Source organism: Nanoarchaeota archaeon, assembly GCA_018897155.1.
GTDB lineage: Archaea > EX4484-52 > EX4484-52 > EX4484-52 > LFW-46 > LFW-46.
This window is the reverse complement of the sequence record JAHILE010000044.1, coordinates 16,683-28,507: the sequence shown is the minus strand read 5'-3', so window position 1 is coordinate 28,507 and position 11,825 is coordinate 16,683. Positions and strand designations below refer to the sequence as shown.

Below are 11,825 nucleotides of genomic sequence, written 5' to 3'. Positions count from 1 at the left end.
GCGAGTTCTATTGTTTATGGATTGGTGAATTTCAGGGCAATGATGAACCAAGGGTTTGACTTGAACGAGTTTGTCGGTTAACATCAGGAATTAAAAGATATAAGGGCTGACGCCCTTATAATTATGCAAGAGGTCTAATATTCATAGGTCCAGTTATCTATGCTTCCGCCGTATATTCCATATTGATATTCTTGCATACTTAGGTTATACCTGTTAGGTAAAATCGGCAATTCAGGATCTGGATTGATCACAAAATTCTGCATGTATACTCCACTCCAAACATTATAAAAATAGTTTATCCAGTCAAGAGGGCATTTCTCGGTATCATTGGTGATTAGAGAATTCTTTGCTGCATTTGCGGCATAACTGTAGGTAATTCCGAATTTCCAAGTTGCTGTATCGTTTGTTTTGTTATTCAATAAGCTAATTCGTTCATCATAGCTTGGCTTTGTAGCGGTCCATGATGAATTTCCAAGCCATAGTCCCCATGGCTCGGTGTACATAAGTGAATATATGCCATGGTCGTAATTGAAATCATTTGCATTCTTTCCGCTTTCCTCATCATATCCGAAACCAAAGTCATCTGGATTGGATATATCTTTCACAGTTGAAGTAAGAACCATCCATAATCCTTCATGAACTGCTCTTTTGATAAAATATTGCGGGTTGAGTTCATAGTATTTTTTTACGGTGCTTCTGAATCCCCATTCCGGCTCATCTAGCGTGTAAATGATGAATGTGAAATTTGCCTTGCTTGCGCCAATCTTATTTGTTTGATTCGATAATCCTATGTCGTACTCTATCCTAAATCCCGTGCTTGTATTATAACTTAATCTATACACTCTTGGTGAATCCATTGGAACTGAAATCGTGATCCCCATAGTATTATTCAATATTGTGGAAAATGGATAATATGATTGTGTTCTTGGGCTTGCAACACCATAATCGAAGGTATATGAATATGTGGTTGCATCGTTTATGGTTCTATTTTGAAGTATGTAATCCCACCAATTCCATCCCGTAGCATTTATAGGTAAATCAAAAGCTATTTGTATTGCCCTATCTGTGTCTGATTCATCCTTTAGATCACCATCTATTTGGATATAATTAGAATAAGCAGTATACGTCGCATTAAACTGAATGTCTCCATAAGAGGTTTGTGTTTTTACCGAGTTGCTTGTAGAATTAGTTATTTCTCCTTTCATCTGGATAAATGGGCTTCCAGTTGCATAGTCCTTGAGATAAAAGCCGTTTAGAATGCCAGAAGAAAACAATTCTGAATCATTTATTTTGATTCCTGACAGCGTCCCATTTGGAGCAACGGTGATATTAAGACCGTCTGATGTTGAAATTGTGACTGGTGAAATGGTGGAGTTGGCATAAACCCACCTTGTTTCCGAAACATTTATATTGCCCAAAGTATCTGTTCCGTAAACTTTGAATGTATAGTTGCCAGAAAGCCACGTTTTGTTTTTATAAAAGTTGATTCCAGAACCTTGCATTGTTTCGTTTATTCCATCCCATTCGAGAACAACTCCGATTAGAGTTTCGTCAGAAGTTGCGTTTATGAATGCCCAGTTCTGATTTAATATTTCATTGTTAGGGGTTGGATTTGTAAAGTTTATGACTGGAGCAGCGCTGTCTATTGTGAATTGCTTTAGAGTTGTGTTGATATTCCCAGAACTATCGTTTGCAGATATGGTTATGTTATGTTGACCTGAAGATAATGCATAATCGTTGTAGACTTCTGTTGCTGACAAAGAACGGTTGTATATGCGGACTTCGTCGATGGAACCGTTGAAGAAATATAATATTGGATTATGCGATCCAATGTATTTTACTCTGTTTGTAGCTGGAAAAATCATCGGTTCTGAAACACTGCTATTTGAGAATAAAACACCGTTCCTATAGAATGTTACAATTCGATTATTATAGTCCACAGAAATAGTAGTAAATAACCAAGAACTATTAAATCCTTGAAAATAATTCGTGGTTGATACTACTTTATATGAAGTAGTACCATTAGAATACTCAAAAGCCAAATTATTTCCATTAGATGGTCTGTGAATCCTTATAGTTCCGTCTATATATTCACCATGAGATATAAATGTTTGATGACCTGTTTGGTTGATCCCTTTTGACCAAAATTCAAACGTTGTAGTATTGTCTGTGCTTGATAACGCAAAGCTTGGCGTTTGAACATAATCATTTACCCCGTCAAATCGTATGGCATTCCCGAACTTTCCGTTTGTTGTCCATCCCGAGCAGTTTCCTGTGCAGTTGTCTATTCCCGGATTGGTGTTGTTGATTGTGCCGTTGTTTCCGTTGCCCGACCAGTCGATTGCAAGAGTATCGTTTTCACCTGAATTTCGGTTAAACTTCCACCACCCGACAAGTCCTGTTGTGTTTGTCGGAAATTCATTGTTCAGAATCGTTGTGAAGTTTGTGCAGTTGTAGCACGCGGTTGTGTTTGTTCCGTTGTCTATTGAGAACCATGTTTGGTTAACTGTTTCGTTGAAGGTGACGTTCAGAAGCGGCGTGCGGTTTGCCGTAATTGTTGGCGGTTGGTTTACTGTAATGGTTGCCGCGGAAACAAAATATGCAAACATAAGAAGAACAAGCGAAAGTCCAATCAATGCAAAAGAACGCTTTAAATTATTGCTCTCTCTCTCTCTCTCTTCGTGTCCGTTAAAGAAGTAGTGCGCATTTTGAAGCGCGTAAGCGGCTTCAAAGGCTTGAAACCGTTATTATGCAAGGAGGTTTTATGATTCATATCAACCGACTTATTATTCTTTATGTGGACGGCTATATAAAGTTACGTACGTTTTTGCGTCATCCGTCGGCGGGAACTCCCCCTCTGTTTACACTCGCTTCGCTCAGGGGATATAACATGGAGCTTTAAGGTTCGCTGCTGCTCACCCAAATTTTCGCTTCGCGAAAACTTCTCAAAGTTCCAGAGTTATGCAACATCACCATATGCCTGCGCTTTATTATAGACTAAAAGTGATAGAAAAACAAATGCATTAATCAGAACAATAGTTCCAGAGACTGCAAAGTCATAATAATATGCAATAACAAGCCCCGAAACTACTGAAAATACTGAGATAATCACAGCATAGAATAAAATTCTCTTAAAACTTGCTTTAACTTGCAAAGCAGATGCAGAGGGCAAGATTATTAATGATGATGCGAGCATAAGCCCTACAACATTCATTGAGCAGACTATTGTAACTGCTGTTAAAATGATTAGCATTGAATTAAGGAAATTTATGTTTATTCCAGAAACTTTTGCAGATTCTTCATCAAATGAGATATAAAACAAATCTTTATAGTAAATGAGAATAAAGATGATAACTGTCAATGATAGAAAAACAGATAATACTAATTCTGCGGTTTTTATTGAAAGTATGCTTCCGAACAAATAACTCATTATATCTACGTTAAAACCGTTTGCAATGCTCGCAATAAATATTCCTATACCCAGGCTTACATGGCTTACGATTCCTATTGCAGTATCTCCATGTAAATGTGACTTTTCTTTCAGCTTTAGTATTCCAAATGAACCTATTAATCCAAACAAAAGAGCACCAATAAATGGAGTTACATTAAATAACAGTCCAGTAGCGACTCCTCCAAAAGAGATGTGGGCAATTCCATCTCCAATCAGCGAGAATTTTCTTAATACTAAAAACATTCCTAAAAGCGAGCAGGCAATAGCTATAACTATGCCTGAAATAAATGCTTTCTGCATGAATGTGTAAGAGAGTATTTCAATCATTTTTTAACCTTTATCCAAGCATAACTTATGCTCATGTTTATGAGCTAAATCTTTTGAGCAAAATTCTTTGTGAGTTCCATAAAAATTAAGAGTTTGATTAATGCTTGCGATTTTGGTCACATATCTCGTTATTCTTCCAATATCATGTGATACTAAAATAATAGTCATTCCCTCTTTATTCAATTTTCCAAGCAAGTCATAAAATGATTTCTGGTTTTCCTGATCAACCCCTGTTGTTGGCTCGTCAAGAATCAAGATTTCTGGTTCAGTAACCAATGCTTTTGCGATTAAAACTCTTTGCTGTTGCCCTCCGGAAAGCTCAGTAATTCTTTTTTGTGAACATTTTTCCATTTTGACAACAGAAAGAGCATTTTTTATTTTTATATCATCTTGTTTCGTAAATATTTTGGGCAACTTCTTTGAAGAAAGAAGCCCCATGGAAACTATTTCATAAACGGTAGCAGGGAAATTCTTTTCAATATTTGTCGCTTTTTGAGGCACGTATCCAATTTTTCCCCAATTATTAAATCTTTTCAAGTCCTTTTCAAATAAATAAACTGAACCCTTTCGTGGAGTCAAGATTCCTAGAAGTATCTTTAACAGTGTAGTCTTTCCTGAGCCATTTGGACCTATTAATCCTACAAAATCGCCTTTCTCTACCGATAATGAAATGTCTTTTAGAATATCTGAGTTACCATAGGAAAAAGATACTTTTTCTAACTGAAGTATGTTGCTCATGAATTTTACTCACACTCCAATCCAATTTTTAGATTTTGGAGGTTTTCTTCCATCAAATATATGAAAGTCACTCCTTGCTGAAATTGCTCTTTGAGCAGATTATGCGCAGGGTTTAAAACTAATGTTTTCGCATTTGCTTCCTTTGCAATTGTTTCTGCCATTTTTGGATTCACCAGCTTTTCAAAATAGATGTATTTTATGTTATGCTCTTTTGTCAAGTCAACTATCTGCTTGATTTTTTGAGGTGTTGGCTCAGAGTCAGGCGATACGCCAAATGCAGATATTGACTCAAGATGATACTTATGAGCTAGATATGCAAATGCGTTATGCCCTCCAGATATGAACTCCTTTTGTTTGCAATTAGAAAGTCCATCACTATATTTTTGATTCAAGGAACTCAGCTTAGCATTATACTGTTGAGCATTTTTCATATAAAACTCTGCATTCTTTTGGTCTTTTTGGGCAAGAATCTGAGAGATTGCGTCAATTATCTTTTTATCATTATCAAAGTCAAGCCAGATATGAGGATCATATTCTCCATGCTGATGCTCTTCTTCATGTTCTTCTGATTCGTGGTCGTGTTCTTCTTCTGCCTCATGTTCGTGTTCTTCATGCTCTCCTGATTTAATCAAAGTTACTTTAGAACTTGCATCTATAAGCAACAATTCTTTATTATTAGAACCTTCTACAATGTCATGAGCCCATGGTTCCATGCCTGCTCCAATGTATAAGAACACATCAGCATCGTTTATTTTTTTGATGTCGCTTGGCTTTGGCTCAAATGTATGGGCTTCGGCTCCTGGCGGAAGCAATAATGTCACTTCCACATTATATCCCCCAACTTCTTTTGCGAATTCATATAGTGGGAAAAGAGTTGTTACTACTTTTATTTTTTCATTTGTTGCTTTTGGAGTATTGTCTATACATCCGGCAACCAATACGACAGCAACAATCAACACAGATACAATAATAACTTTAGTTTTCATCTAGAACGCCCAAAGATATATAAACCCCCTCACTTTAAATATACTATTGATTGAGATTATCAATAAGAGGTTTTATATGGTAAAGAAAAGAAACACCAGACAAAAAGAGATTCTCCAGACGAAATTAGACAAAATAAATAATTTTTTCGCGGCTGAAGATTTATTGGAAGAGGTTAAGAAAGAAGACAAAAACATAGGAATTGCCACAATTTACCGATTTCTTAATGAGCTAAAAAATAGTAATCAGATCTATTCTTATAAATGCGATAGAAAAACCATATACTCCAAACAGAATAAGAGCCACTGTCATTTTATATGTGAAAGTACTGGCAAGATTTTTCACTTTAATATTGAATCTTTGGATTTCCTAAAAAACAAGATTCCAGGCTCGATAAGAAGTTTTCAGCTTGAAGTAAGAGGTATATGTAAAGACGACTGTAAAAAATGCCAAAAAAATTAATGCAGTTTATCTAACCTATTTTTTAATTCATTCTTCAAGAACTGATTAAGTGCTTCATCTACGGTCTCTTCTTCAGTAACTAATGGGATTATGCCGCTACTTGTTAAATCATTATAAATTCTCTGACCCATTCCATAACTTATTACAATTTTACAATCTTTGACATTTTTAATCATAGCAGAATGGTCGCAGCTTCCACACTCGCCAGAATTTTTGCCAATATTATTCCTATAATCCCTACTAACTGTTTTATCATTCTTAATATCAAACACTACAAACCCTAATGCTCTACCAAAATGGTGCGATATTGTCTTTTTATCATCACTCGCTATGGCTATTTTCATTTTTTTCACCCCACAAATCAAACAAACCCAAAAGTTATCAACACTCCTAAAATATAGTCTCTCAGCTCTGAGGTTAATTTCAATCGCGAGCGCGCATCACTACTTTCAAACCCCATACACAAGAAAATAAACAACCCGCGCAATCAGCGCCGCATGAAAAAAACGCCGGATGCTAATTTTCCATATGAGCTTTGCCCAGTATGGAAGAACTATCACAAGGACAAGCGCAATCGCACCCCACATTTCTGAAACTGTGCCGGACATCGCAAATCCGATAAATATTGCAGCATCTGCAGTCCTGTCAAGCGCGTTTTTCAAAGGCGGGTGCCAGTTTTTCTGCTTGGCTGTTTCTGCACCGATGCCTGCAGAATCAAAAATGCTTGCTATTGCAGTAAATGCAATGGCTTCAAGCAATTGCGCGTCTATGAAATAATATCCTGCGGCAATCGCGGAAAAGAGAGAAAGAATCGAAAAGAGTTTTGGCCGGCTTAGTTTAATCTGCTTTGTTTCACTGTATTTCATATAATTTTCACCAAGGAACATTTTTCAGATGTGTTTTGAATGCGAATAGATTTGTTGCACGATGTATGAGCGGCGTGAAAACAACCAAAAACAGTACGATTTTCCAATTCAAGTATGCCAATGCAGTTTCTGAGAGCATTGCAAACAGAAGCGCGCCAACAATAAAATCCAGCTGATCGAGCAAGGGCCATTCCGCTCCGCGCGCAATTTTGAGCCTGCGCTTAAAAAAGCTCTTTACAGAATCGCCGACTATTGCGCCCGCACCAAGAAGAAAACCGAGCTGAATCGACATTGTTATCAAGCCATATTGCGACAAATCGAATCGATTTTGAATATAATCCTGCAATCCTGCAACTATGACCGCAGCAGCGATTCCGGTAAATACCCCGCGCCATGTTTTACCAGGGCCTAAAATCGGCTCGCCATCAGGCATCTTTTTGCCGAAATCAATAGGCGTTCCGCCGCCGCCGACAACCGGAGAGCTATTTGCAAAATACGCGGGAAGAATGAACCATAAGGATTGTAATGCAAGGATAAGAAGCTCGTTGAGCATAAGATATTTTTGAGAATTATGCTTATATATTCGAAATATGCGCAAAAATACGCTTTTAAATGTTCGTTTTCTATTGATATGCTATCCCACAATGTAGCAAGAACCGATTGAAAAGGCCGAAGGGACACTAAAAAATAAATGAAAAGGTGTAATCTATGGGAGCATACAAATACATTCGAAAAATATGGGAACAGCCGAAGAAAAACCTCGGGAAGCTGTGGCTACAGCGCCTGATTCAATGGCGACGCGAAGACACAGTTACGAGAATTGAGCATCCAATAAGAATTGATCGCGCTCGCGCGCTCGGATACAAGGCAAAGCAGGGCTTTGTCATGGCGCGCGTAAAAGTGCCGCGAGGCGGATATGAAAGGCCGCGCCACAAGGCAGGAAGAAAGCCGAAAAAAGCCGGTTTCTTAAACTACAACCTGAAGAAATCAAAACAGGTCATTGCTGAGGAAAAGGCAGCAAGAAAATTCCCTAATCTTGAAGTTCTTAACAGCTACTGGGTAGGCGAAGATGGTCCGCATATGTGGTATGAGATCATAATGCTTGATCCGGAGCATGCAGCTGTAAAATCCGACAAGGATGTCAACTGGATCACACGCCCGGCGAACAGAGGGCGCGCAAACAGAGGGCTCACAAGCGCAGGAAAGAAGAGCAGGGGATTGTAAACCAACCCCGATTTTGTACGAATTAGTCGTAAGAAGGTATTTTTAAATCTTTAGCCGTCATTAAAGGAATAATGGTGAGTATATGTCTGAATTCCGCGTAGATGAATTAGGAAGACGGGAATTTAAAAATTTCTGTCAGATGTATGATGATGAATTTCTTGGATTAGAGTATAATGAACTAATTTTTAGCGATTTTGTAGATAGAATAAATACAGTTAAAGAAGATGTTGTTTCGAATGGCGGAAGAAAATTCAAAGAGTTATCGAAATACTTTGGTGCTGCAAAAGATGCGTTAATAGATGCTGAATTGGATGCTAATGAAAGGCGCAGAAAAGCTAGATATTCGCTCGATGATGCAATTCACCTCATGGAAGAAAAAGAGATATGGGCTTCATTAGGCGAACTTAGAGATATTCGCTACGATATAACTCACAGGTATTGTGAGGCACGTTAAACCTTCCTAACGCCCATGCTCTCCATTATCTGCTCCTGCAGCTTAATCATCTGAAAAACATTTGTTGCAATTATTGCATCAAAAGTATCTGCATGGTGCAGAATCAGCGCCTCGTACGTTCGCGGCGGCGTCGGTGAGGTGTTTCCGAAGTGCGCCGCAACAATATGTATTATTTCTTTCGGGAACTTGCGCTTGTAAAGCTCAGCCACTAAAAGTTCGACATGATTGAGGTAGACTTCATCAATCACATATTGCCCTCCTTCTGCGCCGAATTCAACGGTTTTGTAGACATCATGCAGTATTGCTGCGCAAAGAAGATGGTCAAAGTTTATCGGAAGCTTGTATGATTTTGCAATGCTTTTTCCGATAGTTTCGCATAAGTCCACTACTGAAATCGTATGCTCTATTAAGCCTCCGGGGCGCGCCTGCCTTGAATCCGGCGCTGTCGGACAATTCTGAATGGTGAACTTCATTGTAAATTCGGGATGATGCAACTTTGTTGATTTCAGAAGCTCTTCAGTATCTTCCCGAAGCTTTTTGTCAGAAAGTTTTTCGCATAATTTTAAAAGACGATTCATTATTCCACCAAGTTTATTCAGCTAATAGATTCCAGTAATTTAAATGCTTGAAGCAGTCAAATCGGTCAATTGTCCTTTGCGCCGTAATATGTACTCACGGTAGTTATTATGTTTGTTGCAATTATTCCTAAAAATGCAATATCAACAAATCCATCTATCTGAAGCCCCATTGATGCCGGAAGCGATGCAAGAACCGCGGCAGCAAGGCCGCGGGGCATCATGCCGTTTATTATTGGAGAATTTTCGCGCACATCTTCTGAAAATCTGCCGAATATACAGACACCAAGGCGTCTCGCCAATACGATGCCAAACACTACTGAAAGAGACATAAAAACAAAGCTTATGTTTGTTATCGAATTGAGGTCTATGAGTATACCCACATATACAAAAAAGAACGTTTTTATGAAAAATGCTATTTCCCTATGGAATGTGATTATTGCACGCTTTATTGCATAATCACCCCTTAATCGAAGCATTTTTGCAACATCAGGGGCGTTTGAAAGCATGAGCCCGAATACCAAAGCGGCAACAGCGCCATTTGCTTTTATCGATTCAACAAAAGCATACAATATAAATGTAACCGCAAGCGTCAGCAAATAGCCGTATTCAAATCCGCCGAAATTCTTGAGAAGCTTAAACCATACAATGCCAAATATAGAAGCTATTACAGCGGCTATTGAAAAAGACCCTAGCAGGCTGTTTCCCACGGCACTTAAGCTCAACGAATTTGAAAGTATCACATCAATCAAAGAAATTGTAACAATAATGCACAACACATCCGTAAGTGCAGATTCAAGCGTAAGGAGAGTTTTCACATTTCCCGGTACCTTTGCCCGATTCAATAACGCGATAACAATTGCCGAACTCGATCCGCCCAGTACCGCGCCAAGAAGAAAACCATGATAAACATTCCATGAAAAAAAAGTTGACATCACAAACCCTGTTATTGCCACGGTAAATAAAAATATCATAACCGTAAATCCCGTTGCTTTTGAAATTTCATTAAGCACCTTAAACAAATTAAGCCCCAGACCGCCTTCAAAAAGAAGAATTATTAACGCAAGCGCAGCAAAATACGGCGTTATTCCGCTAAATGATGCGGGTTCAACAACATGAAAAACAGGCCCTATGAGCATGCCAAGAATCATCAGCATAAGCACATCAGGAATCTTTGTTTTCTGAAAAAACAAAGAGCCCAAAAATCCTATAAAAATTATTCCGCCGATCAGAAAAAAACTGGTTGGAACATCCATAAATTGTATTAGTTAGAGAAAATTTATATAGGGCGCTCTATCGAACATCCGCCTTAAAAAAGCATACTGTGGCGGCACGGCAAATGCTTGCCGCAACGCGCGCACAATCAGTAATTTATACTTGCTGTGTTTCTGTTTTTGGTGCTTCTGTTTTTGGTGCTTCTGTTTGCGGTTGCTGCACTTCTTCGTTTACTTCATCGCACGGTTGTCCGCAGTGTTCAGCCACATCAACTTTTTCTTTACAAACTTTACATTGGTATGCCATAATTAATCACTGATAAATTACTGTCAGCACGGCTTTTATCGATTAGGTAACTAATTTATATAATTCACTTACTTAAAAACAAACATGAAAAAAAAGCGGGCAAGAATAGAAATTATTTCAGACATCCTATTATTTATCAAAAAGGCGGGCAATGCAAAGCCAACAAACATTCTTTACAAAGCGAATTTATCCGTGCCTTTGCTTAAGAGCTACTTAAACACGTTAATAAAAGACGGCCTAATAGGCTGTACGTCAAATGGCAAAAAAACAATATATAACATTACTAAAAAAGGCAATAAATTCATAGAGATTCTCAAAGAAGTAAATTCAATGACGCAGATAATTGAAATATATGGCAGCCGAAGAAAGATACTTTAAATTGCTAAATTTCTTGCAATATGCCCTCCTCGCCAATAGAATACTTATTTAAGCTTTAATCTCCAATATGAATTATGCGCGCGCGAAAAATATTATCATCCGTGCTAATTTTACTTCTTGTGATTAGTCTTGGATGCGTCGGAACAAGCAATGAAAAAAATGACGCCCTTGCAAACTGCCTGACTGAAAAGGGCGTCAAGATGTATGGTGCGTATTGGTGCTCGCATTGCCAGAACCAAAAAAAGGCGTTCGGCGATTCTTTTCAATATATCACTTATGTTGAATGCACTGCAGATGGACCGAACGGCAATCCCGCAACATGCGAACTTGCAGGAATTCAAGGATATCCGACTTGGATTATTGGCGGCGCTAAATATTCGGGAGAGCAGGACTTAAGCACGCTTGCAAAAATAGCTGGATGTGTATATTGATGACTGCTTCAGAAAAAAAGGTTATAGGACTGGTTGAGCTCATACGAATAATCGGCAAGGAAAAATCAGTTCTTAAAAGAGCGCTTGTAGACACCGGAGCCACGCGCACATGCGTCGATATGAAGCTTGCGGGGCGCGTCGGCCTTGGCCCTGTTGTCTCTTCTGTAAAAATAACGAATAAAAAAGGCCATGCAGGTTATGACCGAAGACCTGTTGTCCGAGGCATTATCGAGATGCATGGGATAAAAATCCCTCTTGAAATGAGCCTTGAGGATAGAAGCAGCATGTTCTACAAGATTCTTTTAGGGCGCGATGCCCTTCATGGAAATTTCATTGTCGATGTTTCAAAAACGCATAAATCGAATAAAATAAAGGACATCACAAATTAGTGCAAGCGCGTTTTTTGCGGCTCTC

16 protein-coding genes are annotated in these 11,825 nt (G+C 38.5%); 6 read left to right on the top strand and 10 right to left on the bottom strand.

The annotated features are described in order from the left end of the window. Positions 1-134: 134 nt before the first annotated feature. The 4 genes from KKB09_05475 to KKB09_05460 form a co-directional block, all read right to left on the bottom strand. On the bottom strand, positions 135-2,609 hold the full coding sequence (locus KKB09_05475; protein MBU4300638.1) for a LamG domain-containing protein: 2,475 nt from the start codon (positions 2,607-2,609) through the stop codon (positions 135-137). 350 nt (positions 2,610-2,959) lie between these two features. Next, positions 2,960-3,778, bottom strand: coding sequence for a metal ABC transporter permease (locus KKB09_05470; GenBank protein MBU4300637.1), 819 nt, complete (start codon positions 3,776-3,778; stop codon positions 2,960-2,962). A gap of 3 nt (positions 3,779-3,781) precedes the next feature. Then, positions 3,782-4,516: a metal ABC transporter ATP-binding protein gene (locus KKB09_05465; GenBank protein MBU4300636.1), complete on the bottom strand. Its 735-nt coding sequence runs from the start codon at positions 4,514-4,516 to the stop codon at positions 3,782-3,784. A 5-nt stretch (positions 4,517-4,521) separates the two neighbouring features. Next, positions 4,522-5,502, bottom strand: a complete 981-nt coding sequence (locus KKB09_05460) for a zinc ABC transporter substrate-binding protein (protein MBU4300635.1) — start codon at positions 5,500-5,502, stop codon at positions 4,522-4,524. Positions 5,503-5,578: 76 nt separating this feature from the next. On the opposite strand from KKB09_05460, the gene KKB09_05455 reads away from it, so the two are divergent. Further along, positions 5,579-5,962: a transcriptional repressor gene (locus tag KKB09_05455; GenBank protein MBU4300634.1), complete on the top strand. Its 384-nt coding sequence runs from the start codon at positions 5,579-5,581 to the stop codon at positions 5,960-5,962. Here KKB09_05455 and KKB09_05450 read toward each other — a convergent pair. The 3 genes from KKB09_05450 to KKB09_05440 all read right to left on the bottom strand — a co-directional run bounded on the left by KKB09_05450 (position 5,959) and on the right by KKB09_05440 (position 7,381). Continuing rightward, positions 5,959-6,306 (bottom strand): iron-molybdenum cofactor biosynthesis protein, encoded by a 348-nt coding sequence (locus KKB09_05450; GenBank protein MBU4300633.1) that lies wholly within the window; start codon positions 6,304-6,306, stop codon positions 5,959-5,961. The genes KKB09_05455 and KKB09_05450 overlap by 4 nt on opposite strands. A 105-nt stretch (positions 6,307-6,411) precedes the next feature. After that, positions 6,412-6,828 carry a hypothetical protein gene (locus KKB09_05445; GenBank protein MBU4300632.1) on the bottom strand — a complete coding sequence of 139 codons (417 nt, stop codon included), beginning with the start codon at positions 6,826-6,828 and terminating at the stop codon, positions 6,412-6,414. Positions 6,829-6,835: 7 nt separating this feature from the next. Continuing rightward, positions 6,836-7,381, bottom strand: a complete 546-nt coding sequence (locus tag KKB09_05440; protein MBU4300631.1) for a CDP-2,3-bis-(O-geranylgeranyl)-sn-glycerol synthase — start codon at positions 7,379-7,381, stop codon at positions 6,836-6,838. Positions 7,382-7,536: 155 nt separating this feature from the next. On the opposite strand from KKB09_05440, the gene KKB09_05435 reads away from it, so the two are divergent. Continuing rightward, positions 7,537-8,052: a 50S ribosomal protein L15e gene (locus KKB09_05435; GenBank protein MBU4300630.1), complete on the top strand. Its 516-nt coding sequence runs from the start codon at positions 7,537-7,539 to the stop codon at positions 8,050-8,052. 82 nt (positions 8,053-8,134) lie between these two features. Then, positions 8,135-8,506, top strand: coding sequence for a hypothetical protein (locus KKB09_05430; GenBank protein MBU4300629.1), 372 nt, complete (start codon positions 8,135-8,137; stop codon positions 8,504-8,506). On the opposite strand, the gene KKB09_05425 is transcribed toward KKB09_05430, so the two are convergent. From KKB09_05425 to KKB09_05415, 3 genes are all read right to left on the bottom strand, one after another. Continuing rightward, positions 8,503-9,084, bottom strand: coding sequence for an HD domain-containing protein (locus KKB09_05425; protein MBU4300628.1), 582 nt, complete (start codon positions 9,082-9,084; stop codon positions 8,503-8,505). The genes KKB09_05430 and KKB09_05425 overlap by 4 nt on opposite strands. Before the next feature lie 65 nt (positions 9,085-9,149). Continuing rightward, on the bottom strand, positions 9,150-10,337 hold the full coding sequence (locus KKB09_05420; protein ID MBU4300627.1) for a cation:proton antiporter: 1,188 nt from the start codon (positions 10,335-10,337) through the stop codon (positions 9,150-9,152). A 115-nt stretch (positions 10,338-10,452) separates the two neighbouring features. Continuing rightward, complete coding sequence (locus KKB09_05415) at positions 10,453-10,602, bottom strand: hypothetical protein (protein ID MBU4300626.1); 150 nt, start codon at positions 10,600-10,602, stop codon at positions 10,453-10,455. Positions 10,603-10,686: 84 nt separating this feature from the next. Between KKB09_05415 and KKB09_05410 the strand changes: the two genes are divergently transcribed. The 3 genes from KKB09_05410 (at position 10,687) to KKB09_05400 (ending at position 11,800) form a co-directional block, all read left to right on the top strand. Further along, a complete protein-coding gene (locus KKB09_05410; protein MBU4300625.1) occupies positions 10,687-10,980 on the top strand; it encodes a winged helix-turn-helix domain-containing protein in 294 nt (97 codons plus the stop codon). A gap of 74 nt (positions 10,981-11,054) precedes the next feature. After that, complete coding sequence (locus KKB09_05405) at positions 11,055-11,411, top strand: hypothetical protein (GenBank protein MBU4300624.1); 357 nt, start codon at positions 11,055-11,057, stop codon at positions 11,409-11,411. Beyond that, positions 11,411-11,800, top strand: a complete 390-nt coding sequence (locus KKB09_05400) for a RimK/LysX family protein (protein ID MBU4300623.1) — start codon at positions 11,411-11,413, stop codon at positions 11,798-11,800. Before KKB09_05405 ends, KKB09_05400 begins: the two co-directional genes overlap by 1 nt. Positions 11,801-11,825: the final 25 nt, after the last annotated feature.